The organism is Mycobacterium sp. NGS64 (assembly GCF_059812245.1).
Map to the genome: position 1 here is coordinate 1,416,134 of NZ_JCALCI010000001.1, position 25,943 is coordinate 1,442,076.

The following is a 25,943-nucleotide window of genomic DNA, read 5'->3' on the forward strand; positions in this document are numbered from 1 at the left end:
CAACTCCCGAGGTCGAGCCGATCGCCCGAGTGCTGCCCATGCTCTCGGTGCCGCACCTGGACCGCGAGTTCGACTACCTGGTGTCGGCCGAGCAGTCCGACGACGCCCAGCCCGGGGTCCGGGTGCGGGTGCGGTTCCACGGCCGGCTGGTCGACGGGTTCCTGCTCGAGCGCCGCAACGACACCGACCACACCGGCAAGCTGGGCTGGCTGGATCGCGTCGTGTCGGCCGAACCGGTGCTGACGCGGGAGATCCGGCGCCTGGTCGACGCGGTCGCCGCGCGCTACGCCGGTACCCGGCCCGACGTGTTGCGCCTGGCGGTGCCGGCCCGGCACGCCCGGGTGGAGCGTGAGCCCGCGGCGACGCTCCCGTTGCCCGCGCCGCCGCTTCCGGCGGCCGTCGACCCGTCGGCGTGGCAGGCCTACGGCCGCGGCGGGCAGTTCCTGGGGGCGCTTGCCGAATCCCGTGCGGCGCGGGCCGTCTGGCAGGCGCTGCCCGGCGAGTCCTGGGCGGACCGCTTCGCCGAGGCCGCCGCCCAGACCATCCGGACGGGACGGTCAGCGCTGGCGATCGTGCCCGACCAGCGCGACCTGGACACGCTCTGGGCGGCGGCGACGACCCGGATCGACAAGGAGTGCGTGGTGGCGCTGTCGGCGGGCCTGGGCCCGGCCGCGCGCTACCGGCGGTGGCTGGCGGCGCTGCGCGGCAAAGCGCGCCTGGTGATCGGCACCCGCAGCGCGGTGTTTGCGCCGCTGAGCGACCTGGGCCTGGTCATGGTGTGGGCCGACGCGGACGACAGCCTTGCCGAGCCGCGGGCGCCGTACCCGCACGCCCGGGAGGTGGCGATGCTGCGCGCGCACCAGGCCCGCTGCGCGGCGCTCATCGGCGGCTACGCGCGGACCGCCGAGGCCCAGGCGCTGGTGCGCAGCGGATGGGCGCACGACGTCGTCGCCGCGCGGCCGGTGGTGCGCGCCCGCACCCCGCGGGTGATCGCCCTGGACGACGCGGGCTACGCCGACGAACGCGACCCGGCGGCGCGCACCGCGCGCATCCCGTCCATCGCGCTGCGCGCCGCCCGCTCGTCGCTTCAGGCCGGGGCGCCGGTGCTGGTGCAGGTGCCCCGGCGCGGATACGTCCCGTCGCTGGCCTGCGGGCGCTGCCGCGCGATCGCCCGATGCCGGCAGTGCACCGGTCCGCTGGCACTGCAGGAGAGGGGACCCGGCGCCGTATGCCGGTGGTGCGGCCGCGCCGAACCGGCGCTGCGGTGCGCACGCTGCGGATCGGACGCGGTGCGCGCCGTCGTCGTCGGGGCCCGCCGCACCGCCGAGGAACTCGGCCGCGCCTTCGCCGGCACGCCGGTCGTCACCTCGGCGGGCGACGCCGTCGTGGCGGAGGTTGCCGACCGCCCGGCCCTGGTGGTCGCCACTCCCGGCGCCGAGCCCCGGGCGGCGGGCGGGTACGGGGCGGCGCTGCTGCTGGACACCTGGGCGCTGTTGGGCCGGCAAGACCTGCGCGCCGCCGAGGACGCCCTGTGGCGCTGGATGAGCGCCGCCGCGCTGGTGCGCGCCCGCGGCGACGGCGGCGTGGTGACGGTGGTCGCCGAATCGTCCATTCCCACAGTGCAATCGCTGATCCGCTGGGATCCGGTGGGACACGCGGAGGCCGAACTGACGGCGCGCGCCGAGGTGGGCCTGCCGCCCAGCGTGCACATCGCCGCCGTCGACGGAACGGCGGGCGCCGTCGCGGCGCTGCTCGATCAGGCCCGGCTGCCCGGTCGGGAGGATTTCCGCGCCGACCTGCTGGGCCCGGTGGACCTGCCGTCGGGCGTGCGCCGCCCGGCCGGCACCCCCGCCGGGGCGTCGGTGACCCGCATGTTGGTGCGGGTCCAGCGGGCGCAGGGCCTGGCGCTCGCGGCCGCCCTGCGCAGCGCCGTCGGCGTGCTCAGCGCGCGGGGAGACCACGAGCCGGCGCGGGTGCAGATCGATCCGCTGCACATCGGGTAGCGCCGAATCTGCGTTGTGGCGATAGTATTCGTGGGAAACAATCTCTGAGCTCGACATTGGAAGGCTGTTACACTTCCAACGCTTTGCTGGTGGACCGGGGAGCATGTCCGGAGGAGGGGCGCGATGGTGGCGGACAACTCGACGGCAGCCGACGAGTCTTTGGACGTGATCACGGACGCGCTGCTGACCGCCTCGCGTTTGCTGGTGGCCATTTCAGCGCGCTCGATCAGCCAGGTCGACGAGACCATCACCATTCCGCAGTTCCGGACCCTGGTGATCCTGTCCAATCGGGGGCCGGTCAACCTGGCCACGCTGGCCAGCCTGCTGGGTGTGCAGCCGTCGGCCACCGGCCGGATGGTCGACCGGCTGGTCGCCGCCGGGCTGATCGACCGCCTGCCGCATCCCACCTCTCGTCGCGAGCTGCTCGCCGCGCTGACCAAGCGCGGACGCGAGGTCGTGCGCCGGGTCACCGCGTATCGGCGCGCCGAGATCGCGACCATCGTCGAGAAGATGCCGCCGCCGGAGCGTCACGGGCTGGTGCGGGCCCTGACCGCGTTCACCGCCGCCGGCGGCGAGCCCGACGTCCACCTCGACGCCGACCTTGACCTCTAGCAGACCTGTAGCGGACCTGTAGCAGACCTGTAGCAGGTTCACCCCCGCTCGGCGGTGACCAGCAGGTACTCCCACCGCATGCCGCCGTCACGTAGGTACCGGCGCGCGAGTTCGACCAGTTGGGCGTCGAGCTCGGCGGCCAGCACCCGGTTGTGGCCGATGTTGGCGTACGCCTCGATCGTCGGGCCGTAGTGGTGCTTGAAGTACTCGTGTACGTCCTCGGGGCTGTCGAACCGGTTCACCCTCAGGTCGCGCCGCAGCGTCGTGACGCGGCCGACTCGCTCGCCGAGCAGGCCGGCGACGTAGCCCTCGCGGCCCCACAGCGCGGCGGGGAACACGGCGGGCGACAGGCTCGGCCGGTACGGCCTGATGGTGGCCAGCATCCGGCCGAAGAAGCCCTCCGGGGTCCAGCTGATCACGCCGATCGTCCCGCCCGGCCGGCAAACCCGCACCAGCTCGTCGGCGGCGCGCCGGTGGTCGGGCGCGAACTGCACGCCGATCGCCGAGATCACGGCGTCGAACTCGTTGTCGCCGAACGGCAGTGCGTGCGCATTGGCCTCGCGGTAGTCGAGAGTCAGCCCCAGCGCCGCCGCGCGCGCCTGGGACCGCCGCAGCAACTCGGGCGTGAGGTCGGTGGACACGACGTCGGCACCCGTCGCGGCGGCGGGCAGCGAGATGTTGCCCGAGCCGGCGGCCACGTCGAGCACCCGCGTGCCCGGTCCGATACCCGCCGCGGCGACCAGGACCGGGCCCAGCGGCGCCATCACCTCCTCGGCCATCAGGGCGTAGTCCCCGAGCGCCCACATGGCGCGATGTGTTGCCGCAAGGTCGTCTGGGGTGTTGGCGTCCACGGTGTCGAGCGTCATCGAACCTCCTGAATAGTAGTCATGAGAAACAATATACGGATGCAACTGTGTGAAACCTGGCCATGTCCTGCGGAGATCCGGTGCTTCCTACACTTGTGCGGTGCGCCTCGTCTTCGCCGGCACCCCCGAACCCGCGCTGCCCGCGCTGCGCACCCTCATCGACTCGCCCCGGCACGACGTGGTCGCAGTGCTGACCCGGCCCGACGCCGCGTCCGGGCGGCGCGGCAAGCCGGAGCCGTCACCGGTGGCCCGCGAGGCGCTCGAGCGCGGCATCCCGGTGCTGCGCCCGACGCGGCCCAATTCACCGGAGTTCGTCGCCGAGCTGTCGGAGCTGGCGCCGGACTGCTGCCCGGTGGTGGCCTACGGTGCGCTGCTGCGCGACGGCCTGCTCGCGGTGCCGCCGCACGGCTGGATCAACCTGCACTTCTCGCTGCTGCCCGCGTGGCGCGGCGCGGCGCCGGTGCAGGCCGCGATCGCCGCGGGCGACGCCATCACCGGGGCGACCACCTTCCGGATCGAGCCGAGCCTGGACTCGGGGCCGGTGTACGGCGTCGTCACCGAGACGATCCGGCCCACCGACACCGCGGGCGATCTGCTTGGGCGCCTTGCCCTTTCGGGGGCGGCGCTGTTGTCGGCCACGCTGGACGGCATCGCCGACGGGACGCTGACGCCGCGGCCGCAACCGGCCGACGGGGTCAGTATGGCGCCGAAGATCACGGTGGAAGCGGCCCGGGTGCGCTGGGAGCTGCCCGCGCCCGTGGTGGAGCGCCGGATCCGCGCCGTCACGCCCAACCCGGGCGCCTGGACGCTGTTCGGCGACCTGCGCATCAAGATCGGGCCCGTGCAGATCGACGGGGCCCCAATGCCGTTGGGGCCCGGCGTCATTCACGCGGACCGCAAGAACGTGTGGATCGGCACGGGCTCGGAACCGGTGCGGCTGGGCCAGATTCAGCCGCCGGGCAAGAAGTTCATGAACGCCGTGGACTGGGCGCGCGGCGCCCGCCTCGACCCCGCAGCCCGGGCGTCGTGAACAACCGGGGGCGCCCCAGGAGGCGCCGGCCGCTGGACCCGGCGCGCGCCGCCGCGTTCGAGGTGCTGCGGGCCGTTAGCGAGCGCGACGCGTACGCCAACCTGGCCCTGCCCGCGGTGCTGCGCCAACGCGGAATCACCGGCCGCGACGCCGCTTTCGCCACCGAGCTCACCTACGGCACCTGCCGCGCCCGCGGCCTGCTCGACGCGATCATCGCCGCGGCCGCGGGGCGACCGCCGGAAGCCATCGACCCGGTGCTGCTCGACCTGCTCCGGCTCGGCGCCTACCAGTTGCTACGCACCCGGGTCGACGCACACGCCGCAGTGTCCACCACGGTCGAGCAGGCCGGGATCGAATTCGATTCGGGCCGAGCGGGTTTTGTCAACGGCGTGCTGCGCACCATCGCCGGGCGGGACGAGAAGTCCTGGGTCGACGAGCTGGCCCCCGACCCGTCGCGGGACCCGGTCGGGCACGCCGCGTTCGTGCACGCGCACCCACGCTGGGTCGCGCAGGCCTTCGCCGACGCCCTGGGCGCGGCCGCCACCGAGCTCGACGCGGTGCTGGAAAGCGACGACGCGCGGCCCCAGGTGCACCTGGCGGCCCGGCCCGGGGTGCTGACCGCCGCCGAGCTGGCCGAGGCCGTCGGTGGCACCGTCGGCCGCTATTCGCCGTACGCGGTGTACCTGCCGGGCGGGGATCCCGGACGGCTGGCGCCCGTGCGCGACGGCACCGCGCTGGTCCAGGACGAGGGCAGCCAGCTGGTGGCCCGCGCGCTGACGCTGGCGCCGGTCGACGGCGACGCCGGGCGGTGGCTGGACCTGTGCGCCGGTCCGGGCGGCAAGACCGCGCTGGTGGCCGCGCTGGGCGCGGAGTCGGGCGCCCGTGTCACGGCGGTGGAGCCGGCGCCGCGCCGCGCCGACATGGTCGAGGAGAACACCCGCGGGCTGCCGGTCGACGTGCTTCGGGTGGACGGGCGGGAGAGCGGCCTCGAGCCCGGCTTCGACCGGGTGCTCGTCGACGCGCCGTGCACCGGGCTGGGCGCGTTGCGGCGCCGCCCGGAGGCCCGGTGGCGCCGCGGGCCCGCGGACGTGCCGGCGCTGGCCAAGCTGCAACGCGAGCTGCTGGCCGCCGCGATCGCGCTGACCCGGCCCGGGGGCGTGGTGCTGTACGCGACCTGTTCGCCGCACCTCGCGGAAACCGTTGGGGTGGTTGGCGACGCGCTGCGGCGTCATCCGGTGTCCGGGCTGGACACCCGGCCGCTGTTCGACCCCGTCACCGGGCTCGGGGAGGCAAATACGGTCCAGCTGTGGCCGCACCGGCACGGCACGGACGCGATGTTTGCCGCGGCGCTGCGCCGCGTCTGAAGTGAGGTTGGCCCCCTGGCTCAGTAATGTGGCGCTCATGCCTCGCAGTAGCGCGGGACCGCTGATCGCCCCGTCGATCCTCGCCGCCGATTTCGCCCGACTCGCCGACGAAGCGGCCGCCGTGCGCGGTGCCGACTGGTTGCACGTCGACGTGATGGACAACCACTTCGTGCCCAACCTGACCATCGGCCTGCCCGTGGTGGAGGCCATGCTGGCCACCACCACCATCCCGATGGATTGCCACCTGATGATCGAGGATCCCGACCGCTGGGCGCCGCCCTACGCCGAGGCGGGCGCCTACAACGTCACCTTCCACGCCGAGGCCACCGACAATCCCGTCGGCGTGGCCCGCGACATCCGCGCCGCCGGCGCCAAGGCCGGGATCAGCGTGAAACCGGGCACACCGTTGGAGCCCTACTTCGAAATCCTGCCGCACTTCGACACGCTGCTGATCATGTCGGTCGAGCCCGGTTTCGGCGGCCAGAGCTTCATCCCCGAGGTGCTCGGGAAGGTGCGCGCCGCGCGCAAGCTGATCGAGGCGGGGGAGTTGACCATCCTGGTCGAGATCGACGGCGGCATCAACGAGGACACCATCGAGCAGGCCGCCGAAGCCGGCGTGGACTGCTTTGTCGCCGGGTCGGCGGTGTACGGGGCGGAAGACCCGGAGGCCGCGGTCGAGGCGCTGCGGCGGCAGGCCGCGGCCGCATCCCCGCACCTGCGCGCTTGACGTCCTCCTCTGGCTGAAGGCAGAGGATTCCAACACCCATCCAACGACCTATGCGGCAGGAGGACAGAGTTGAGGTTCACGGTTCGTAGACCGGCCAATGCCGAGGTCTCCCCGTGCTGTCACCGCCCGTCCGGCGGCGATGTTGCGCGCGGCGTTCACGTCGGCGTTGCAGGGTCCCGCGGTGCAGGCTTCGCACTCGAAAACCGCTTGGCTCTTGCGGTTTGCGGGAGCAACATGCCCACACACGGCGCATCGCTGCGACGTGTACGCGGCCGGGACCTGCTCAACCCGACCAACCGCTTTGTGCTGCAAGCGCGCAGTGAGCAGGCCCCAACCGCTGCGGTTGATTCCGCGGTTCAGGCCGCGTTTGGCGCCGACACCTACACCGGGCTTTTCCACGGTTCCTCGCGCAGAGCGGGTCATTGCGCGCACGTCGAGGGATTCAATGCGGATCGTTTCGAACCGGTGCGCGATATCCGTGGTGGCCTTTTCGACCCAGTCCCTACGTCGGTCGGCCTCGCGAGCCTTGAGTTTCGCGATCGCGCGTTTCGTGCGAGCGTGCCGGTGAGAGCCACGCTTAGCGCGGGCCAGGCGCCGCTGCAGTACCTTCAGGCGCTTGGCCTCGCCGCGGCTCAGGCCGGGCGCATGCAGCAGTTCGCCGGTCGACAAGGCGGCCGCCACGGCGACGCCACGGTCGATGCCCACCACCGAGCCGTCAGCGGGCCCCGGGATGGGTTGCGGTGCGTGGGCGAACGCGATGTGCCACCGCCCGGCCCGATCACAGGTGACGCGGTAGGACTTAACACCCTCGGGAACCGGCCGCGACAGCCGAAACCGGATCCAGCCGACCTTGGGCACCCACACCCGAGCGAACCGACGATTCAGACGCTTCACATGGTGGGCCTTCACAGCGACCTGCCGAAAGCCCTCATGCACACCAGCTTTGCGCCACGTCGGGCGACGGTGGGTGCCGTTGAAAAAGTTGCGCATCGCTTGGGCGAAATCGCGCAACGACTGCTGCTGCACCGTCTGCGAGCCGGCTGCCAGCCACTCGTATTCGGCGCGGGCCGCCGTCAGCTGGGCGCACTGCTCGTTATAGCCAGGCGCTCGGCGACCCGGCTGCCAGTGCTGCTGCTGTTCGACCGCCAGGTTCCACACATACCGAGCGTGACGACAATGCTCGACCAACACCACCGCCTGCCGAGCAGTCGGAAACAACCGATAACGCGACATCCCCGCAATGTAACCGCCACCACCGACAACCCACACCCACCGAAAAGAGACGCGGCGTTCCCTCCCCCGGCTCAAGCCAGGGGTTTCCACACCGCAACAACCTGATGAACCAGCCCCAGTCGGTCGACAGCCTCGACGCGGCCATGCGCCTGGCGATCGAACACTCCTACCAGGTCAAGGGCACCACCTACCCGAACCCACCGGTCGGGTGCGTGATCGTCGACCCCGAAGGGCACGTCGTCGGCGTCGGCGCCACCGAGCCCGCGGGCGGCGACCACGCCGAGGTGCTGGCGTTGCGGCGGGCCGGCGGTCTGGCCGCGGGCGGCATCGCGTTCGTCACCCTCGAGCCGTGCAATCACTACGGCAAGACGCCGCCCTGCGTCAACGCCCTGATCGAGGCCAGGGTGGGCACGGTCATCTATGCCGTCGGCGACCCGAACGCGATCGCGGGCGGCGGCGCCGGCCGGCTGCAGGCCGCCGGCGTGCAGGTTCGGTCGGGGATCCTGGCCGACCAGGTGGCCGCCGGGCCGCTGCGCGAGTGGCTGCACAAGGTGCGCACCGGGCTGCCGCACGTCACGTGGAAGTACGCCAGCAGCGTTGACGGCCGCAGCGCCGCCGCCGACGGCACCAGCCAGTGGATCTCCAGCGAGGCCTCCCGGTTGGACCTGCATCGCCGGCGCGCCATCGCCGACGCGATCGTGGTCGGCACCGGCACGGTGCTGGCCGACGACCCGGCGTTGACCGCCCGGCTGGCCGACGGCTCGCTGGCCAACCGCCAACCGCTGCGGGTGGTGGTGGGCATGCGCGAAATACCGCCCGAGGCAAAGGTTCTCAACGACGATTCGCGCACCATGGTGATTCGCACCCACGACCCCATGGAGGTCATCAAGGCGCTGTCGGACCGCACCGACGTCCTCCTCGAAGGCGGCCCCACCCTCGCCGGCGCCTTCCTGCGCGCCGGGGCGGTCAACCGGATCCTGGCCTACGTGGCCCCGACGCTGGTGGGCGGCCCGATCACCGCCGTCGACGACGTGGGGGTGCCCACCATCGCGCGGGCGCTGCGCTGGCAATTCGACGGGATCGACCGGGCCGGCCCCGACCTGGTGCTCAGCCTGGTGCCGCAGGGCGGCTAGCGCCCCTTAGGGGGCGGGTGCCGGGTTGACTTCGGCCGGCTCCTCGGCGACTTCCGGTTCCTCGGCGTGTTCCTTGCGCCCGCTGACCAACAGCCCCAGCAGCGCGCCCACCACACAGATGCCGACGGTGACCAGGAAAATGTCGCCGTACATCGCCGCGAAGGCCTTGATGTACATGGTGCCCTGGGCGAGCACGCGCTCCAGCAGGGTGGCGTCCGGCGGGATCGCCGCTGTCAGGCCGGCGACGATCTGGTTGAACCGGTAGAAACCCCAGGCCGTCAGTGCGGCGACACCGATCAGCATGCCCGTCATGCGGGCCACCACCACCGCCGCCGAGGCGATGCCGTGTTGCGCGGCCGGGACCACCCGCAGGGCCGCCGACGACAGCGGCCCGATCACCAGGCCCAGTCCGAGGCCGGCCACCAACAGGTCGGCGTGGATCGTCGGCACGGTGAACAACCCGAAGACGTTGACCTTGTGCCCCAATATGTCTTCGCGCCAATAGTGAATCAGCCAGTAGCCGTAGGCGGCGATGAGCAGGCCGACGAAGATCATGATCCGGTCGCCGATGCGGGTGGCGATCCAGCCGCCGAGCACCGCGCCGATCGGCAGGGCGATCAAGAACCACAGCAGCAGCCCGGCCGCCTGGTTCTGATTCATCTGCAGCACGCCCTGCCCGAACAGCTCGACGTCGACCAGCGTCACCATCAGCGCCGCGCCCGCGGTCAACGAGGCGCCCAGCGCGGCCAGGAAGGGGCGGAAGTGCACCCCGGCCGGGTCGATCAACCGGGTTCGGGAGAACCGTTCCCACACCACGAAAGCCACCGCGGCGACGATCGCGCCGATCACCAGCGGCAACCCGTAGCTCGGCAGCACCTGCTTGCCGTCGGGGTTGGGGTTGTAAAGGCCGATCACCGCGAGCCCCAGCGCGATGGCCAGCAACAGGCCACCGACCAGGTCGATCCGTTCCGGCGCCTCCGTGCGATCGCGCGAGGGCAGGCTGAACTGGATCATCACCATCGCGATCAGCGTCAGCGGGACATTGATCCAGAACACGTATCGCCAGTCGTGAAACAACCAGACGATGAAGATGCCGTACAGCGGGCCCAGCACGCTGCCGAGCTCCTGGGCGGCGCCGATGCCGCCCAGCACGCCGGCGCGGTTGCGTTGCGACCACAGGTCGGCGCCCAGCGCCAGGGTGACGGGCAACAGCGCGCCGCTGGCCACGCCCTGGATGGTCCGGCCGGCGATCAGCATGTGGAAGTCGCCGAACTGACCGGCCAGCCCGGTGACCAGCGACCCCACGATGAACAGGGCCAGGGCCGCCTGCAACAGCAGCTTGCGGCCGAACCGGTCCGACGCCCGGCCCAACAGCGGCATGGCCGCGATGTAGCCCAGCAGGTACATCGTCACGATCCAGGTGATCCGCTGCAGCTGGTTCACCGGGATCCCGACGTCAGACATGATGTCGCGCATGATGGTGACCACGACGTAGGTGTCGAGGGCCCCGAGCAGCACCGCGAGGCTGCCCGCGCTGATCGCGACGCGGCGTCCGGCCCGAACGCTCATGAGATCACCGGGGGCTTGGTGACGTTGACCGGCGCGCCCCAGTTGGACATGTTCATCTGCAGCGAATTGCCCGAGCTCTTTTCCAGGCTGGCCTGAACCAGCTGGTGGTCGCCGTTCTCCTGGATCCACACCGTGCCCGGCACCTGCCCCGACGCGGTGAACTGCGGAACGAGCTTGTTCACCGCGTCCGCGGAGAACTTCCCGCTGACCTTGACGGCGTCCTGCCCGTTGATGTTGTCGCGCCCCTCGGCCTTGGCATCGGTGAAGTTGTTCAGCGCGTTGGCCAGCCCGGTGTCCGGGTTCAGGATCACCGAGACGTCGTAGATGTCGGACGCCTTCCCGAAATCGCTCCACTTGTTCGGTGTGAGCGTCGCGTACAGGTCGCCGTCGACGACGACGAAGTCGGCTTGAATGTCAGACCCCCCGACGGTGAGCGTGGCGTTTCCGGACGCGGCGGTGGCCGGCGCGTTGGTGAGGTCACCCGTCAGCACCTTGATGGGCAACCCCGGAATCTTTCCGTTCACCTTGATCACGAGGTGGGCGCTCTTAAGGTTCTTGGTCGTTGCGGCGGATTGCTTGACCAGGGTCGTGCCGTCGGGGAGCGGCCCGCCGCTCACCTTCGAGCCCGAGGAGCAACCGGCGATTAGAGCGGTGGCGAGAGTCAGGGAAGCGAGGACGGCCAATAGACGGTGGCGAGTCGGCATACCCTGCATCGTAGAGGGTGCCCGTGACCGGCTCGGGAAACGCGGGGCCCCCTCGGCCGCCCATCGGCCCGTTAACCTGGTGCAATGTTCACCGGAATTGTCGAGGAGCTCGGGGAGGTGACCGGCCGCGACGTCCTCGATGACGCCGCGCGGCTGACCATCCGCGGGCCGATGGTGACCGGCGACGCCGGGCATGGCGATTCGATCGCCGTCAACGGCGTGTGCCTCACGGTCGCCGAGCTGCTGCCGGACGGCCGATTCACCGCCGACGTGATGGGCGAGACCCTGAACCGGTCCAACCTGGGTGAGTTGCAAGTGGGCAGCCGGGTCAATCTCGAGCGCGCCGCGGCCGTCAACAGCCGGCTCGGCGGACACATCGTGCAGGGGCACGTCGACGGTACCGGCCGGATCGTCGCCCGCACGCCCTCCGAGAACTGGGAGGTCGTGCGGATCGAGGTGCCCGCGGCGGTGGCCCGCTACGTCGTCGAGAAGGGGTCGATCACCGTCGACGGCATCTCCCTCACGGTGTCCGGACTCGGCTCGGAGCCGCGGGACTGGTTCGAGGTCTCGCTGATCCCGACGACGCGGGAACTGACCACCCTCGGTGGTGCACCCGTTGGAACCCAGGTGAACCTCGAGGTCGACGTCATCGCCAAATATGTAGAGCGATTAATGAAAGCAGACCGCTAGCAGCGGCGGGGTGACATCGCTGCAGCGGTCTGCTCTCGGATCAGGGTGCGCCTGGCTACAGGCCGCGCCAGTTGGGGCCGTCCCAGTAGCCCCAGTCATTGAACTGGGCATTCCAGACGACCTGGGCCCACGGCGCCCACGGCGGCGGCGGGGGCATGGGCCGCGCCCACGGCGGAGGTGCGCCGTAGCCGGCCGGGCCGCCATAGTTGTCGTCCCAGTCGCGGCAGTTGTTCCAGTTCTGGTACGGGCCCCAACCCGGATCCCATTGCTCGCCCGGGCACCAGTGGTGGTGGTATGCGGGCGCCGGCGGAGGCGCCGCCTGGGCGGTCCCGGACGTCAGCCCGAGCGCGGCCGCGGCCATCCCGCCGGCCGCCAACGCACCGGTGCACAGGCGGACCCATGTCTTGGTTTGCGTGTTTGTGTTCATGCCCCTCACATTTCCCTTAATGGCGAGCCCAAAACGCCTTCCGCCGTCCCGCGCGGCGCCTCACACGTGGCTCATAGCTTGGGCTTACGCCGGGCTTATGGCGTGTGACCGGTTCGGCCGGAAAACCCGTGGCAATAACGGCGGCGGCGCGGTGGTTCATACTGAATGCAACTACGAGAGCAAGGCAGCAAGATGACGAGGTTGGACTCCGTCGAGAGGGCGGTTGCCGACATTGCGGCCGGTAAGGCCGTCGTCGTCATCGACGACGAGGAGCGCGAGAACGAGGGCGACCTGATCTTCGCGGCCGAGAAGGCGACGCCGGAGATGGTGGCCTTTATGGTCCGCTACACCTCGGGATACCTGTGCGTACCGCTGGACGGCTCGATCTGCGACCGGCTTGGGCTGCTGCCGATGTACGCGGTGAACCAGGACAAGCACGGGACCGCCTACACCGTCACCGTCGACGCTAGAAACGGTGTGGGTACCGGAATCTCGGCCTCGGACCGGGCCACGACGATGCGGCTGTTGGCCGATCCGGCCAGCGTTGCCGACGATTTCACCCGTCCCGGCCACGTGGTTCCGTTGCGCGCCAAGGACGGCGGCGTGTTGCGCCGGCCGGGCCACACCGAGGCCGCCGTCGATCTCGCCCGGATGGCGGGGCTGCAACCCGCGGGCGCGATCTGCGAAATCGTCAGCCAGAAGGACGAGGGCTCGATGGCCCAGACTGACGAGTTGCGCGTCTTCGCCGACGAGCACGACCTCGCGCTGATCACCATCGCCGATTTGATCGAGTGGCGGCGCAAACATGAGAAGCACATCGAGCGCATCGCCGAGGCGCGGATACCGACCCGGCACGGGGAGTTTCGCGCCATCGGCTACTCCAGCATCTATGAGGACGTCGAGCACGTCGCGCTGGTTCGTGGCGAGATCGCCGGGCCCAACGCCGACGGCGACGACGTGTTGGTCCGCGTGCACTCCGAATGCTTGACCGGCGACGTGTTCGGTTCTCGCCGCTGCGACTGCGGGCCCCAGCTGGACGCCGCGATGGCGATGGTCGCGCGTGAGGGGCGCGGCGTGGTGCTGTACATGCGCGGCCACGAGGGCCGCGGCATCGGCCTGATGCATAAGCTGCAGGCCTACCAGCTGCAGGACGCCGGCGACGACACCGTCGACGCCAACCTCAAGCTCGGATTGCCAGCCGACGCAAGGGATTACGGCATCGGCGCGCAGATCCTCGTCGACCTCGGCGTGCGCTCCATGCGGCTGCTGACCAACAACCCGGCCAAGCGGGTCGGGTTGGACGGCTACGGGCTGCACATCATCGAGCGGGTGCCGCTTCCGGTGCGGGCCAACGCCGAGAACATCCGCTACCTGATGACCAAGCGCGACAAAATGGGCCACGACCTGGTCGGGCTGGACGACTTTCACGAATCCGTGCATCTGCCGGGCGAATTCGGTGGTGCTTTGTGAGTGGTGGTGCCGGCATTCCGGACGTGCCGCCGCTCGACGCCTCGGGCCTGCGGCTGGCCATCGTGGCGAGCACCTGGCATGCGGAAATCTGTGACGCGCTGCTGGCCGGTGCCCGCAAGGTCGCGTCCGAGTCGGGCATCGACGACCCGACGGTGGTCCGGGTGATCGGGGCGATCGAGATCCCGGTGATCGCACAGGAACTGGCCCGCAACCACGACGCCGTCGTCGCCCTCGGCGTTGTAATCCGCGGCCAGACACCGCATTTCGACTACGTGTGTGACGCCGTGACGCAGGGGCTGACGCGGGTATCGCTGGACGCGTCGACGCCGGTGGCCAACGGGGTGCTGACCACCGACACCGAGGAGCAGGCGCTGGACCGCGCCGGGCTTCCGGAATCGGCCGAGGACAAGGGCGCCCAGGCCACCGGGGCGGCTCTCGCCACTGCGCTGACGTTGCGTGACCTGCGCGCTCGGTCGTGACTTCGCCGTCGAGCAGCGAGGTCTGGGATGTCGAGCTGCGTCCCCACCGCATGCCGTTATTCGTTTACATCGCCGCGTTTCTAATCGCCGCGGCGCACATCGTGGTGGGGCTGCTGCTGAAGATCAAGTCCAGCGGGGTGATCTTCCACACCTCCGATCAGGTGGCGGTCGCCGTCCTGGGTCTGGTGATCGCCGGGGGCGTGCTGTTGTTCGCGCGCCCACGGCTGCGGGTGGGACCGGCGGGGCTGTCGGTGCGAAACCTGTTCGGATACAAGCTGATTCCCTGGGCCGATGTGGCCGGCGTGTCGTTTCCGCCCGGCCGGCGGTGGGCGCGCGTCGACCTGCCCGACGACGAGTACGTTCCCCTGATGGCGATCCAGGCCGTCGACAAGGAGCGCGCCGTGGAGGCCATGGACACCGTGCGGTCCCTGGTCGCGCGATATCGGCCGGACCTCGGCTAAGCGCTGTACCATCACCGGGTGGCGCGTGATCTATGGGCGGCATCCGCGCTGGTCATGGCCGCGGTGATGGTGGGCGGTTGCGCAACCTCGGTGGCGGGTCGAGCGGTGCGGGCTCCCGGCCAACCTGGCGTCCCCGCGAATGCCCACCTGTCCATCTCGGCGCGCGAGCTGCTGTTGGCTGACGGGGATTCCACCCCGTTCGGCTCGGCGACGGCGACCCCGGTGGGTGACAACTACTTCACCAGCGCCCGACCACCGGAATGCTCGGCGGCCTTGCTGTTCAAAGGTTCCCCGCTGCTGCCGCCCGGCTCAGCGGAGCACGCCGAGTCGGCCTACCGTTTCGGCGGCCCGGCGCTCTACGCCGAATCGGTCGACGTCTACGACAAGGCCATGAAGGCCCACGACGTGGTGTCAAAGGGCTTCGCCGCCATAGCCAAATGCCACGGCGACGCCGTCGGTGCGTCGCCCACCGGGGTGTATCCGCCGATGCGGCTCAGTTTCTTCGGCACCACCGACGACGGCGTCCTGGTCTGGACGATGACCCATCCGAAGTGGACGTGTGACTACGGGCTGGCGGTGTTACCGCGGGTGGCTCTGTTGCTGTCGGCGTGTGACAGCAAGCCCGGATTTCCGATGAAGGACTGGGCGTCGAAGCGCCGGGCACAGATCGACCGCCGGACCGCCTGAGTCGAGAACTTGCCGGACGGTCGTGGCATGCGTACACATGTTCGGAATTCTTGCGCTTCCGAGGCAACGCCGAGTCTCGGGCGGCCGCCGACCATCACGCTCTGGAGCCGTGTCGGCCAGCACCGTCCACGAACCGCTTCGCGCCTGACTGCAATTCGGGTGCCGAACGCGACAGACTGTCGAACTCGACGTTCATGACCTCGGCCTCGCTTCGACCGGGCAAATTCGCTGCGGCGTGCCCACTGCGCCAATAGCGATCTGATACCCGTCTCTCTTGCGGCCGGCCCACAATTTGCCCACCTCAGAGCGACAATTCTCGCGGCCGCCGGGGCAGTCGCTCTGAGGCGGGCACAGAGGCACATCCTCCGAAGCCGGGACGGGTGTGATTGACGTTGCGAATGCGGTAGCCGCCTACACGTTGAACCCTCTGGGCCGGCGGGACCAACAGCTGCTCGACGGCACGGGCATTCTTGGAAGACACGAAGCTCTCGTAGCCCGAAAAGCGGAGCAGCCCAGCTACTTTGGCCCCGCGCCACCCGACCCGGATGACCCACGGCCGTTTTGTCGGGATTAAGGAAGGTCTGTTTGCGGTGTTTGCGGCGGCAACACCGGTCCTCCCGGCGGTTCTCCTACGGCTGCCGGAGGTGGGGCCGGAACTGGCATGCCCTCACCGGGAAGAACGGGTGCGCTGGCAAATCCAGCCGGTTCCATGTGGTCTCTGCACGCATTCGGAACGGGAACCATATACCACTTCCACGCGCCAGGGGGATTTGGTGCCGGTGCCATGCTGTTGTCGGGGCACCGCCATGTGCAACTGACACCGCCGGCACCCGGACCGCCAAGGCCGAGAGTGGCACCCCCGGCAATAGCCGCGCCGGCGTCGACAGCCAGGCCCCCTGCCTCACAGTGCAAATGTGATCCATTGATTTCGGTGGGCCAATCACAATAAGCGCCCTGGGCAAAGAAAACGTTGGCCCCGGTCAGGACGGCGGGATAATCACACAGGCCGGCGTGGGCCCGCGGGGCCGGGAAAATAATAATCACACCGGACACCATTATCGGAACGAGCCAAACTTTATTCATTGGGCGCCTCGCCTATGTACCCGACATGGGCGCGGGTGAACTCCGTGCACGTCGATGCGTCGCCCGCCCATGCCATGCCTCCATCCCCACAGCTACGGGCAACATCGCTGGACTTCGGTGATGTGTTACGCGTTAGCGCCAGCCCTCCGTGGCACAAACCGGGCCGCCGACACCCGACACCGACGAGGAACCGCCGTCCTACCGGCCTACTAGCCTGGGTACGTGCCAGATCCCGCAACGTATCGCCCCGCCCCCGGGTCCATCCCGGTCGAGCCCGGCGTCTACCGCTTCCGGGACGTGCACGGGCGCGTCATCTACGTCGGCAAGGCCAAGAGCCTGCGCAGCAGGCTGACGTCCTACTTCCAGGACATCGCCGCCCTGCATCCCCGCACCCGCCAGATGGTGACCACCGCGGCTAAGGTCGAGTGGACGGTGGTCAACACCGAAGTCGAGGCGCTGCAGCTCGAATACAACTGGATCAAGGAATTCGATCCGCGCTTCAACGTCCGCTACCGCGACGACAAGTCCTACCCGGTGCTGGCCGTCACCCTCAACGAGGAGTTCCCGCGGCTGATGGTGTACCGCGGCCCGCGGCGCAAGGGTGTCCGCTACTTCGGCCCCTACTCGCACGCGTGGGCGATCCGGGAGACGTTGGACCTGCTCACCCGGGTGTTCCCGGCGCGCACGTGCTCGGCCGGAGTGTTCAAGCGGCACAGGCAGATCGACCGGCCGTGCCTGCTCGGCTACATCGATAAGTGCTCGGCGCCGTGCATCGGCAGGGTCAGCGCCGAGCAGCACCGCCAGATCGTCGAGGACTTCTGCGACTTTCTGTCCGGCAAGACCGACCGCTTCGCCCGCGACCTGGAACACGAGATGAACGCCGCGGCCGAGCGACTCGACTTCGAACGGGCCGCGCGGCTGCGGGACGACCTGGGCGCCTTGAAGCGGGCCATGGAAAAGCAGGCCGTGGTGCTGGGCGACGGCACCGACGCCGACGTGGTTGCCTTCGCCGACGACGAGCTGGAAGCGGCGGTGCAGGTGTTCCACGTGCGCGGCGGGCGGGTCCGCGGCCAGCGCGGCTGGATCGTCGAAAAGTCCGGCGACCCCGGCGAATCCGGCGAGGAGCGGCTGGTCGAGCAATTCCTGACGCAGTTCTACGGCGAACAGGCCGAGCTCGGCGGCTCCGCCGACGAGGCCGCCAACCCGGTGCCCCGCGAGGTGCTGGTGCCGTGCCTGCCGTCCAACTCCGAGGAGCTGACCGCGTGGCTGTCCGGCCTGCGCGGCTCGCGCGTGACCCTAAGGGTGCCGCGGCGCGGCGACAAGCGCGCGTTGGCCGAGACCGTGCAGCGCAACGCGAAAGAGGCACTGCAGCAACACAAGCTGAAGCGCGCCGGCGACTTCAACGCGAGATCCGCCGCCCTGCAGAACATTCAGGACGCCCTCGGCCTGGCCGACGCGCCGCTGCGCATCGAATGCGTCGACATCAGCCACGTGCAGGGCACCGACGTGGTGGGTTCGCTGGTGGTGTTCGAGGACGGCCTGCCCCGCAAGTCCGACTACCGCCACTTCGGGATCCGGGAGGCGGCCGGGCAGGGACGCTCCGACGACGTCGCGTCGATCGCCGAGGTGACCCGCCGCCGTTTCGCGCGGCACCTCTCCGAACAGCAGGACCCCAATATGCTTTCCGCCGAAGGTAAATCGCGGCGCTTCGCCTATCCGCCCAACCTGTACGTCGTGGACGGCGGCGCGCCACAGGTCAACGCGGCCAGCGCCGTGCTCGACGAGCTCGGCATCACCGACGTCGCGGTGATCGGCCTGGCCAAGCGGCTGGAAGAGATCTGGGTGCCCTCGGAGCCGGACCCGATCATCATGCCCCGCAACAGCGAGGGCCTCTACCTCTTGCAGCGCGTGCGTGACGAGGCGCACCGGTTCGCCATCACCTACCATCGCAGCAAGCGATCCAAGCGAATGACCGCGTCAGCGCTGGACGCAGTGCCAGGATTGGGAGAGCATCGCCGCAAGGCACTGGTAACGCATTTCGGATCGATAGCCCGCCTCAAGGAGGCCACCGTCGACCAGATCACCGCCGTTCCGGGCATCGGCGTGGCCACGGCCACGGCCGTCCTCGAGGCGCTGAAACCCGAACAGCCCGAGGGCGCGCAGTGACCAGTCAGGCCGGCATCGACGTCGTACTGGTGACGGGATTGTCGGGGGCCGGGCGGGGCACCGCGGCCAAAGTGCTCGAGGACCTCGGCTGGTATGTCGCCGACAACCTGCCGCCCCAGCTTATTACGCGCATGGTGGATTTCGGGTTGGCCGCCGGTTCGCGCATCACCCAGCTGGCGGTGGTGATGGACGTGCGGTCGCGCGGCTTCACGGGCGACCTCGACGAGGTGCGCAACGAGTTGGCCACCCGCAACATCAGCCCGCGCGTGGTGTTCATGGAGGCGTCCGACGACATGCTGGTGCGCCGCTACGAGCAGAACCGGCGCAGCCACCCGCTGCAAGGCGACCAGACGCTGGCCGAGGGCATCGCCGCCGAGCGCAGGATGCTGGCCCCGGTCCGCGCCACCGCCGACCTGATCATCGACACGTCGACGCTGTCGGTTCGGGGCCTGCGGGAGAGCATCGAGCGCGCGTTCGGCGGCGACACCGGCGCGTCCACGGCCGTCACCGTCGAATCGTTCGGCTTCAAGTACGGCCTACCGATGGACGCCGACATGGTGATGGACGTCCGGTTCCTGCCCAACCCGCACTGGGTGGACGATTTGCGCCCACTCACCGGCCAGCACCCCGCGGTGCGCGACTACGTATTGGGCCAGCCGGGCGCGGGAGAGTTCCTCGACGCTTACCATCGATTGCTAAACCTGGTTGTCGACGGCTACCGCCGGGAGGGCAAGCGCTACATGACGGTCGCCATCGGCTGCACCGGCGGCAAGCATCGCAGCGTCGCGATCGCCGAGGCATTGATGCAGCGGCTGGGGGGTAACCCGCAGCTGACGGTGCGGGTGCTGCATCGGGATCTGGGTCGCGAATGAACGAAGGCATCGTTGCGCTGGGGGGCGGGCACGGCCTGTACGCGACGCTGTCCGCCGCGCGGCGGCTGACGCCCTACGTCACCGCCGTGGTCACGGTCGCCGACGACGGCGGCTCGTCCGGCCGGCTGCGCAGCGAGCTGGACGTGATCCCGCCCGGCGACCTGCGAATGGCCTTGGCGGCGTTGGCATCTGACAGCCCGTATGGCCGGCTGTGGGCGACCATCCTGCAGCACCGATTCGGCGGCACCGGCGCCCTGGCCGGGCACCCGATCGGCAACCTGCTGCTGGCCGGCCTGTCCGAGGTGCTGGCCGACCCCGTCGCCGCCCTGGACGAACTGGGCCGCATCCTCGGCGTCAAGGGCCGGGTGTTGCCGATGTGCCCGATCGCGCTGCAGATCGAGGCCGACGTGTCCGGCCTGGAGGCCGACCCGCGGATATTCCGGCTGATCCGCGGCCAGGTGGCGATCGCGACCACGCCCGGCAAGGTGCGGCGGGTGCGGCTGCTGCCGCCCGACCCGCCGGCGACGCGGCAGGCCGTCGACGCGATCATGGCCGCGGACCTGGTGGTGCTGGGACCCGGGTCGTGGTTCACCAGCGTGATCCCGCACGTGCTGGTCCCGGGCCTGGCGACGGCGCTGCGGGCCACCACCGCCCGGCGCGCGCTGGTGCTCAACCTGGTGGCCGAGCCGGGGGAGACGGCCGGCTTCTCGGTGGAGCGCCACCTGCACGTGCTGGTCCAGCACGCTCCCGGGTTCACCGTGCACGACATCATCATCGACGCCGAACGGGTGCCCAGCGAACGCGAACGCGAGCAACTGCGCCGCACCGCGACGCTACTGGAAGCCGAGGTCCACTTCGCTGACGTGGCCCGACCTGGTACACCTTTACATGACCCGGGCAAGCTCGCCGCGGCGCTGGACGGGGTCCGAGCGGGTCACAAAGGTCGAGGAGCCCCTTTGGATCGGACCACCGCACAGCTGCCGGTCGAAGTTGAGACGAGGGGTGACGACGCGTGGCGATGACGACCGAAGTCAAGGACGAGCTGAGCCGCCTGGTGGTGAAATCGGTCAGCGCGCGGCGCGCGGAGGTCACGTCCCTGCTGAGGTTCGCCGGGGGGCTGCACATCGTCGGCGGCCGGGTGGTCGTCGAGGCCGAGGTGGACCTGGGCAACGTCGCGCGCCGGCTGCGTAAGGACATCTTCGAGCTCTACGGATACAACGCCGTCGTGCATGTGTTGTCCGCCAGCGGGATTCGCAAGAGCACCCGGTACGTGCTGCGGGTGGCCAACGACGGCGAGGCGCTGGCGCGCCAGACCGGGCTGCTCGACATGCGGGGGCGTCCGGTGCGCGGGCTGCCGGCCCAGGTGGTCGGCGGCAGCGTCGCCGACGCCGAGGCGGCCTGGCGGGGGGCCTTTTTGGCGCACGGGTCGCTGACCGAGCCGGGACGTTCGTCGGCCCTGGAGGTCAGCTGCCCGGGCCCGGAGGCCGCGCTGGCGCTGGTCGGCGCCGCGCGACGGCTGGGGGTCAGCGCCAAGGCGCGCGAGGTGCGCGGCGCGGACCGGGTGGTGGTGCGCGACGGTGAGGCGATCGGCGCCCTGCTGACTCGGATGGGGGCCCAGGACACCCGGCTGGTCTGGGAGGAACGGCGGATGCGCCGCGAGGTCCGCGCGACGGCCAACCGCCTGGCCAACTTCGACGACGCCAACCTGCGGCGGTCGGCGCGGGCGGCGGTCGCGGCGGCCGCCCGGGTGGAGCGCGCGCTGGAGATCCTCGGCGACGGCGTCCCGGACCATCTGGCGTCGGCGGGCCGGCTGCGCGTCGAGCACCGGCAGGCGTCGCTGGAGGAACTGGGCCGCCTGGCCGACCCGCCGATGACGAAAGACGCTGTGGCCGGCCGGATTCGGCGCCTGCTGTCGATGGCCGACCGCAAGGCGAAGGTCGAAGGAATCCCCGACACCGAGTCGGCGGTGACGCCCGACCTGCTGGAGGATGCTTAACTAGCAGCAAATTGCTGGGCGTGACGGTCGGGGGAGGGCTACGGTCATCGCATGAAGCGGCTTTCGAGTGTCGATGCGGCGTTTTGGTCTGCGGAAACCGCGGGCTGGCACATGCATGTGGGTGCGCTGGCGATCTGCGATCTCACCGATGCCCCCGAATACAGCTTTGAACGCGTCCGCGAGCTGATCATCGAGCGGCTGCCCGAGCTGCCGCAGCTGCGGTGGCGGGTCACCGGCGCGCCGTTCGGGCTGGACCGGCCGTGGTTCGTCGAGGACGAAGAGCTCGATATCGATTTCCACATCCGTCGCATCGCCGTTCCGGCCCCGGGCGGCAGGCGCGAGGTCGACGAGCTGGTGGGTCGGCTGATGTCCTACAAGCTGGACCGTTCCCGACCGTTGTGGGAGCTCTGGGTCATCGAGAACGTCAAGGGCAACCGGGTCGCGACGCTGACCAAGATGCACCACGCGATTGTCGACGGAGTCTCGGGCGCCGGGCTCGGCGAAATCCTGCTCGACGTCACACCCGAACCCCGTCCGCCGCAAACGGAGACGGTCGGGTCGCTCGTGGGATTCCAGCTTCCGGGGCTGGAGCGGCGCGCGATCGGCGCGCTGATCAACGTCGGCGTCAAGACGCCCTTCCGCGTCGCCCGGCTGGTGGAGCAGACGCTGCGCCAGCAGGTCGCCGCGCTGGGCGTCAGCAGCAAGCCGCCGCGCTACTTCGAAGCGCCCAAGACGCGCTTCAACGCACCGGTGTCGCCGCACCGGCGGATCACCGGCTGCCGCGTCGAGCTGGACCGTGCCAAGGCCGTCAAGGACGCCTTCGGCGTCAAGCTCAACGATGTGGTGCTGGCGCTCGTGGCCGGGGCCGCCCGAACGTACTTGATGAAGCACGACGAATTGCCCGCCAAACCGCTCATTGCGCAGATCCCGGTCTCGACGCGCACCGACGAAAGCAAGAGCGACATCGGCAACAAGATCAGCTCGATGACCGCGTCGATGGCCACCAACATCGAAGACCCCGCTGATCGGCTGATGGCCATCCACGAAAGCACCCAGAGCGCCAAAGGGATGGCCAAGGCGCTGTCGGCACACCAGATCATGGGCCTTACCGAGACCACGCCGCCGGGATTGCTGCAGCTGGCCGCCCGCGCCTACACCGCTACCGGACTCTCGCGCAACCTGGCCCCCATCAACCTCGTCGTGTCCAATGTCCCGGGCCCGCCGATGCCGCTGTATATGGCGGGCGCCAAATTGGAGTCGCTGGTGCCGCTCGGCCCGCCCGTCATGGACATCGCCCTGAACATCACTTGCTTCTCCTACGAGAAATACTTGGACTTCGGCTTTGTCACCACCCCCGAAGTCGCCAATGACATCCACGAGATGGCCCGCGCCATCGAGCCGGCGCTGACCGAGCTGGAGAAGGCCGCGGCGCGGGAGTGATCGGCTAGACCGACTGGCGTGACGCCCCCGTTAGCGGCGGGGCGGATTCTTCGCGTACACCCAGGACAGGAATTGCGCGACGGCCTCCGCCGACTTGTGCGCTCGCGGGGAGCTGAAGATGTCGAAAGCGTGTTGGGCGTGCGGCAATTCGGCGTAGGCGACGGGGGACTTCGACACCCCGCGCAACTCTTCGGCGAACTCCTGCGCCTCGCCGACCGGGATCAGGGAGTCGTCGTGGCCGTGCAGGATGAAAAACGGCGGCGCGTCGTCGCGCACCTTGCAGATCGGCGAGGCGTCGGTGTAGATATGCCGGTGCGTCGCGAATTTCCTTTTGACGACGTACTTTTCGAGCAGCCCGACGAACTCCGGGCGGCCCTCGCCCTCGGTGGAAAACCAGTCGTAGCGCCCGTACACCGGAACCGCGGCGGTCACCGAGGTGTCGGCTTCCTCGAAGTCCGGCTGAAATTGCGGGTCGTTGGGGGTCAGCGCCGCCAGCGCGGCCAGGTGCCCGCCGGCGGACCCGCCGGTGATCGCGACGAAGTCCGGGTCACCGCCGAACCGCGCGATGTTCTCCTTGACCCAGGCCAGCGCCCGTTTGACGTCGACGATGTGGTCGGGCCAGGTGTGCACGGGTGACACCCGATAGCCGATCGACACGCACACCCAGCCGCGGGCGGCCAGGTGGCTCATCAGCGGGTAGGCCTGCGGGCGGCGCATCCCGATCACCCACGCGCCGCCGGGCACCTGCAGCAGGACCGGAGCCTTGGCGTCGCGCGGCAGGTCGCGGCGGCGCCAGATGTCGGCCAGGTTGGCGCGGCCGTGCGGGCCGTAGGACACCACGTTCGTCTTCTCGACGTAGCGCCGGCGGGCCACCGTGTTGCCCAGCGGCAGACTGCGCCGCCCGCTGCGGGTGGGCTTCGTGTGCGGCAGCGCCTCCAGCGCCTCGGCGTAGTCGTGCCCCAGTTGTTCGCGCAGGCCCGCCTCCAGCACCGGGCCCGGCGTGGTGACGCCGCGATACCGGATCACGCCCAGGATGGCCCAGGACGCGGCCGTCAGCGCCAGCGCGGCCTTGCCGCGCCGCCCGGCGAAGTCGCCGCGGCGCCCGCGGCGCAGCGCGTCCAGCAGCGAGGCGGTGAAGTACACCCCGGGCACCTCCGACGTCGGCCAGCCGAACCAGAACACCAGGACGGTGCTGTAGCCCTTGCGGGCCAGCGGCCGTAATCCATTGGCGGCGTTGGCAAGTTCGACCGCCGCGCGCGCCAACGGGCGAGGCTTGCGCAGCGTGCGGGCTAGCCGCATCAGCCGCCGACCCGGGACAGCAGCTCGTTGCGCAGGATCTTGCCGGTGCTGCCGCGGGGTAGCTCGTCGAGGATGGCGATCTCGCGGGGCACCTTGTAGTTGGCCAGGTTGTCGCGCACGTGTTGCTTGAGCGTGTCGACCGTGGCGGACGCGCCCGGGGCCAGCACCACGAAGGCCGCCAGCCGCTGACCGTACTGCTCGTCGTCCACGCCGATCACCGCGGCCTCGGCGACCTCGGGGTGCGCCGCCAGGATCTTCTCCACCTCGATCGGGTAGACGTTCTCGCCGCCGGAGACGATCATCTCGTCGTCGCGCCCCACGACGAACAGGCGCCCGGCGTCGTCGAGGTATCCGACGTCGCCCGACGACATGAACCCGGCGTGGAAGTCTTTCGTGGTGCCGGAGGTGTAGCCCTCGAACTGGGTGTCGTTGCGGACGTAGATGGTGCCGACCTCGCCGGTGGGCAACTCGTTGAATTCCTTGTCCAGGATCCGGATTTCGGTTCCGCCGGCCGGCTTGCCCGCGGTGTCCGGCGCCGCCCGCAGGTCGGCCGGGGTGGCGGTGGCGATCATGCCGGCCTCGGTGGCGTTGTAGTTGTTGTAGATGACGTCGCCGAACTGGTCCATGAACGCGATGACGACATCGGGTCGCATCCGCGAACCGGAGGCTGCGGCGAAGCGTAATGACTTGCAGCTGTAGCGGTTTCGCACCTCGGGCGGCAGCTCCATGATCCGGTCGAACATCACCGGCACGACGGCCAGGCCGGTCGCCTGGTGCCGGTCGATGAGGTCGAGGGTGGCCTCCGGGTCGAACTTGCGCCGGGTGATGATCGTGCAGGCCATCGACGCGGCGAAGATCAATTGCGAGAAGCCCCAGGCGTGGAACATCGGGGCCACGATCACGATGTTTTCCTCGGCCCGCCACGGCGTGCGGTCCAGGATGGCCTTGAGCGTGCCGATCCCCGCGTTGCCGCCGGTTTGGTTGGCGCCCTTGGGCATTCCGGTGGTGCCCGAGGTGAGCAGGATCATCCGGCCCTTGCGGCTGCCGCGCCGAGGCTGTCCCCCGCGAGCGGGAGGTGCCCCCAGTCCGGCGTGGTCGGTGATGAGCTTCTCCACCGTCAATTCGTGCTGCCCGCTGGTCCACGCGACGATGCGGGTGGCGTCGGGTGTGTCGGCCAGCGCCCGGTCCACCGTCTCGGTGAACTCCTCGTCGTAGATGACGGCGTCGACGCCCTCGCGGCCGACCACCTCGGCCAGCGCCGGCCCGGCGAACGACGTGTTGAGCAGCACCACGTCGGAGCCGATCCGGCTGACGGCCACCACGGCCTCGACGAAACCGCGGTGGTTGCGGCACATGATCCCGACGACCTTGGGCGGCCCCGCAGGCAATCCCTGCAGCGCGGCCGCCAGCGCGTTGATCCGCTCGTCGAGCTGCCGCCAGGTCAGCGTGCCGAGCTCGTCGATCAGGCCGGGACGGTCCGGGCAGCGCTGCGCCGCGCTGGCGAAGCCCACGGTCATGCTCATGCCCTCGCGGCGCATCGCCGCGGCGATCCTGAGGTAGCGGTCGGGGCGCATCGGCGCGATCATCCCGGCGCGCCGTAGTGTCCCAAAAATGCCGAGGGCCTCGTCCATT

23 protein-coding genes are annotated in these 25,943 nt (G+C 70.0%); 16 read left to right on the forward strand and 7 right to left on the reverse strand.

Features of this window, described 5'->3' with window-relative positions; genetic code table 11:
• The first annotated feature begins 38 nt into the window (after positions 1-38).
• Positions 39-2,003, forward strand: a complete 1,965-nt coding sequence (locus tag AC5Y4S_RS07105; RefSeq protein ID WP_500032188.1) for a primosomal protein N' — start codon at positions 39-41, stop codon at positions 2,001-2,003.
• A gap of 123 nt (positions 2,004-2,126) precedes the next feature.
• Positions 2,127-2,615: a MarR family winged helix-turn-helix transcriptional regulator gene (locus AC5Y4S_RS07110; RefSeq protein WP_068100593.1), complete on the forward strand. Its 489-nt coding sequence runs from the start codon at positions 2,127-2,129 to the stop codon at positions 2,613-2,615.
• A 38-nt stretch (positions 2,616-2,653) separates the two neighbouring features.
• Here AC5Y4S_RS07110 and AC5Y4S_RS07115 read toward each other — a convergent pair whose 3' ends face one another.
• A complete protein-coding gene (locus AC5Y4S_RS07115) occupies positions 2,654-3,481 on the reverse strand; it encodes a class I SAM-dependent methyltransferase (RefSeq protein ID WP_500031419.1) in 828 nt (275 codons plus the stop codon).
• Positions 3,482-3,581: 100 nt separating this feature from the next.
• On the opposite strand from AC5Y4S_RS07115, the gene fmt reads away from it, so the two are divergent.
• Genes fmt through rpe form a run of 3 tightly spaced genes read left to right on the forward strand, consistent with a single transcriptional unit; the run spans position 3,582 to position 6,602 of the window.
• Entirely contained in the window at positions 3,582-4,511 is a 930-nt protein-coding gene (gene fmt, locus AC5Y4S_RS07120; RefSeq protein ID WP_500031421.1) for a methionyl-tRNA formyltransferase, read from the forward strand.
• Positions 4,508-5,875, forward strand: coding sequence for an RsmB/NOP family class I SAM-dependent RNA methyltransferase (locus AC5Y4S_RS07125; RefSeq protein ID WP_500031423.1), 1,368 nt, complete (start codon positions 4,508-4,510; stop codon positions 5,873-5,875). Before fmt ends, AC5Y4S_RS07125 begins: the two co-directional genes overlap by 4 nt.
• A 28-nt stretch (positions 5,876-5,903) precedes the next feature.
• Positions 5,904-6,602, forward strand: a complete 699-nt coding sequence (gene rpe / locus AC5Y4S_RS07130) for a ribulose-phosphate 3-epimerase (RefSeq protein WP_500031424.1) — start codon at positions 5,904-5,906, stop codon at positions 6,600-6,602.
• Between the two features lie 48 nt (positions 6,603-6,650).
• Here the strand turns inward: rpe and AC5Y4S_RS07135 are convergent, their stop codons facing one another.
• On the reverse strand, positions 6,651-7,835 hold the full coding sequence (locus AC5Y4S_RS07135) for an RNA-guided endonuclease InsQ/TnpB family protein (RefSeq protein ID WP_500031425.1): 1,185 nt from the start codon (positions 7,833-7,835) through the stop codon (positions 6,651-6,653).
• A gap of 104 nt (positions 7,836-7,939) precedes the next feature.
• On the opposite strand from AC5Y4S_RS07135, the gene ribD reads away from it, so the two are divergent.
• Positions 7,940-8,968, forward strand: coding sequence for a bifunctional diaminohydroxyphosphoribosylaminopyrimidine deaminase/5-amino-6-(5-phosphoribosylamino)uracil reductase RibD (ribD, locus tag AC5Y4S_RS07140; RefSeq protein WP_500031426.1), 1,029 nt, complete (start codon positions 7,940-7,942; stop codon positions 8,966-8,968).
• Between the two features lie 6 nt (positions 8,969-8,974).
• Here ribD and AC5Y4S_RS07145 read toward each other — a convergent pair whose 3' ends face one another.
• Both AC5Y4S_RS07145 and AC5Y4S_RS07150 read right to left on the reverse strand, forming a co-directional pair.
• The gene (locus AC5Y4S_RS07145; protein WP_500031428.1) at positions 8,975-10,537 is read right to left on the reverse strand and encodes an MFS transporter; all 1,563 of its coding nucleotides are present in this window, start codon (positions 10,535-10,537) and stop codon (positions 8,975-8,977) included.
• Positions 10,534-11,241: an LppX_LprAFG lipoprotein gene (locus AC5Y4S_RS07150; RefSeq protein WP_500031429.1), complete on the reverse strand. Its 708-nt coding sequence runs from the start codon at positions 11,239-11,241 to the stop codon at positions 10,534-10,536. Before AC5Y4S_RS07150 ends, AC5Y4S_RS07145 begins: the two co-directional genes overlap by 4 nt.
• A gap of 84 nt (positions 11,242-11,325) precedes the next feature.
• Here AC5Y4S_RS07150 and AC5Y4S_RS07155 point away from each other — a divergent pair, with 84 nt between their 5' ends.
• Positions 11,326-11,931: a riboflavin synthase gene (locus tag AC5Y4S_RS07155; RefSeq protein WP_500031431.1), complete on the forward strand. Its 606-nt coding sequence runs from the start codon at positions 11,326-11,328 to the stop codon at positions 11,929-11,931.
• Positions 11,932-11,986: 55 nt separating this feature from the next.
• On the opposite strand, the gene AC5Y4S_RS07160 is transcribed toward AC5Y4S_RS07155, so the two are convergent.
• On the reverse strand, positions 11,987-12,358 hold the full coding sequence (locus AC5Y4S_RS07160; RefSeq protein ID WP_500031433.1) for an Mtp family mycobacterial-type pilin: 372 nt from the start codon (positions 12,356-12,358) through the stop codon (positions 11,987-11,989).
• Positions 12,359-12,550: 192 nt separating this feature from the next.
• Between AC5Y4S_RS07160 and AC5Y4S_RS07165 the strand changes: the two genes are divergently transcribed.
• From AC5Y4S_RS07165 to AC5Y4S_RS07205, 9 genes are all read left to right on the forward strand, one after another.
• Positions 12,551-13,828: a bifunctional 3,4-dihydroxy-2-butanone-4-phosphate synthase/GTP cyclohydrolase II gene (locus AC5Y4S_RS07165; RefSeq protein ID WP_068100611.1), complete on the forward strand. Its 1,278-nt coding sequence runs from the start codon at positions 12,551-12,553 to the stop codon at positions 13,826-13,828.
• The gene (gene ribH, locus AC5Y4S_RS07170; protein WP_068126446.1) at positions 13,825-14,307 is read left to right on the forward strand and encodes a 6,7-dimethyl-8-ribityllumazine synthase; all 483 of its coding nucleotides are present in this window, start codon (positions 13,825-13,827) and stop codon (positions 14,305-14,307) included. Before AC5Y4S_RS07165 ends, ribH begins: the two co-directional genes overlap by 4 nt.
• Before the next feature lie 50 nt (positions 14,308-14,357).
• Positions 14,358-14,768: a PH domain-containing protein gene (locus AC5Y4S_RS07175; RefSeq protein ID WP_068100732.1), complete on the forward strand. Its 411-nt coding sequence runs from the start codon at positions 14,358-14,360 to the stop codon at positions 14,766-14,768.
• 54 nt (positions 14,769-14,822) lie between these two features.
• A complete protein-coding gene (locus tag AC5Y4S_RS07180) occupies positions 14,823-15,455 on the forward strand; it encodes a hypothetical protein (protein WP_500032189.1) in 633 nt (210 codons plus the stop codon).
• 1,305 nt (positions 15,456-16,760) lie between these two features.
• The gene (uvrC, locus tag AC5Y4S_RS07185; protein ID WP_500031436.1) at positions 16,761-18,704 is read left to right on the forward strand and encodes an excinuclease ABC subunit UvrC; all 1,944 of its coding nucleotides are present in this window, start codon (positions 16,761-16,763) and stop codon (positions 18,702-18,704) included.
• Positions 18,701-19,576 carry an RNase adapter RapZ gene (rapZ, locus tag AC5Y4S_RS07190; RefSeq protein ID WP_068100617.1) on the forward strand — a complete coding sequence of 292 codons (876 nt, stop codon included), beginning with the start codon at positions 18,701-18,703 and terminating at the stop codon, positions 19,574-19,576. Before uvrC ends, rapZ begins: the two co-directional genes overlap by 4 nt.
• Complete coding sequence (locus AC5Y4S_RS07195) at positions 19,573-20,598, forward strand: YvcK family protein (protein WP_500031438.1); 1,026 nt, start codon at positions 19,573-19,575, stop codon at positions 20,596-20,598. The genes rapZ and AC5Y4S_RS07195 overlap by 4 nt, the downstream gene beginning before the upstream one ends.
• Positions 20,595-21,572, forward strand: a complete 978-nt coding sequence (gene whiA, locus AC5Y4S_RS07200; protein ID WP_156766912.1) for a DNA-binding protein WhiA — start codon at positions 20,595-20,597, stop codon at positions 21,570-21,572. The genes AC5Y4S_RS07195 and whiA overlap by 4 nt, the downstream gene beginning before the upstream one ends.
• Positions 21,573-21,623: 51 nt before the next feature.
• On the forward strand, positions 21,624-23,012 hold the full coding sequence (locus tag AC5Y4S_RS07205; protein ID WP_500031441.1) for a WS/DGAT/MGAT family O-acyltransferase: 1,389 nt from the start codon (positions 21,624-21,626) through the stop codon (positions 23,010-23,012).
• Positions 23,013-23,042: 30 nt separating this feature from the next.
• Here the strand turns inward: AC5Y4S_RS07205 and AC5Y4S_RS07210 are convergent, their stop codons facing one another.
• Positions 23,043-24,311 (reverse strand): alpha/beta hydrolase, encoded by a 1,269-nt coding sequence (locus tag AC5Y4S_RS07210; protein ID WP_500031443.1) that lies wholly within the window; start codon positions 24,309-24,311, stop codon positions 23,043-23,045.
• On the reverse strand, positions 24,311-25,942 hold the full coding sequence (fadD12, locus tag AC5Y4S_RS07215) for an acyl-CoA ligase FadD12 (RefSeq protein ID WP_500032190.1): 1,632 nt from the start codon (positions 25,940-25,942) through the stop codon (positions 24,311-24,313). Before fadD12 ends, AC5Y4S_RS07210 begins: the two co-directional genes overlap by 1 nt.
• Position 25,943: the final 1 nt, after the last annotated feature.

Bases quoted from the DNA above. Each gene is read 5' to 3' on its own strand.
- AC5Y4S_RS07105 (WP_500032188.1), top strand. From the start codon at position 39: ATGCTCTCGGTGCCGCACCTGGACCGCGAGTTCGACTACCTGGTGTCG.
- AC5Y4S_RS07110 (WP_068100593.1), top strand. From the start codon at position 2,127: ATGGTGGCGGACAACTCGACGGCAGCCGACGAGTCTTTGGACGTGATC.
- AC5Y4S_RS07115 (WP_500031419.1), bottom strand. From the start codon at position 3,481: ATGACGCTCGACACCGTGGACGCCAACACCCCAGACGACCTTGCGGCA.
- AC5Y4S_RS07135 (WP_500031425.1), bottom strand. From the start codon at position 7,835: ATGTCGCGTTATCGGTTGTTTCCGACTGCTCGGCAGGCGGTGGTGTTG.
- ribD (WP_500031426.1), top strand. From the start codon at position 7,940: ATGAACCAGCCCCAGTCGGTCGACAGCCTCGACGCGGCCATGCGCCTG.
- AC5Y4S_RS07145 (WP_500031428.1), bottom strand. From the start codon at position 10,537: ATGAGCGTTCGGGCCGGACGCCGCGTCGCGATCAGCGCGGGCAGCCTC.
- AC5Y4S_RS07150 (WP_500031429.1), bottom strand. From the start codon at position 11,241: ATGCCGACTCGCCACCGTCTATTGGCCGTCCTCGCTTCCCTGACTCTC.
- AC5Y4S_RS07155 (WP_500031431.1), top strand. From the start codon at position 11,326: ATGTTCACCGGAATTGTCGAGGAGCTCGGGGAGGTGACCGGCCGCGAC.
- AC5Y4S_RS07160 (WP_500031433.1), bottom strand. From the start codon at position 12,358: ATGAACACAAACACGCAAACCAAGACATGGGTCCGCCTGTGCACCGGT.
- AC5Y4S_RS07165 (WP_068100611.1), top strand. From the start codon at position 12,551: ATGACGAGGTTGGACTCCGTCGAGAGGGCGGTTGCCGACATTGCGGCC.
- AC5Y4S_RS07175 (WP_068100732.1), top strand. From the start codon at position 14,358: ATGCCGTTATTCGTTTACATCGCCGCGTTTCTAATCGCCGCGGCGCAC.
- AC5Y4S_RS07180 (WP_500032189.1), top strand. From the start codon at position 14,823: ATGGCCGCGGTGATGGTGGGCGGTTGCGCAACCTCGGTGGCGGGTCGA.
- AC5Y4S_RS07195 (WP_500031438.1), top strand. From the start codon at position 19,573: ATGAACGAAGGCATCGTTGCGCTGGGGGGCGGGCACGGCCTGTACGCG.
- whiA (WP_156766912.1), top strand. From the start codon at position 20,595: ATGACGACCGAAGTCAAGGACGAGCTGAGCCGCCTGGTGGTGAAATCG.
- AC5Y4S_RS07205 (WP_500031441.1), top strand. From the start codon at position 21,624: ATGAAGCGGCTTTCGAGTGTCGATGCGGCGTTTTGGTCTGCGGAAACC.
- AC5Y4S_RS07210 (WP_500031443.1), bottom strand. From the start codon at position 24,311: ATGCGGCTAGCCCGCACGCTGCGCAAGCCTCGCCCGTTGGCGCGCGCG.
- fadD12 (WP_500032190.1), bottom strand. From the start codon at position 25,942: ATGGACGAGGCCCTCGGCATTTTTGGGACACTACGGCGCGCCGGGATG.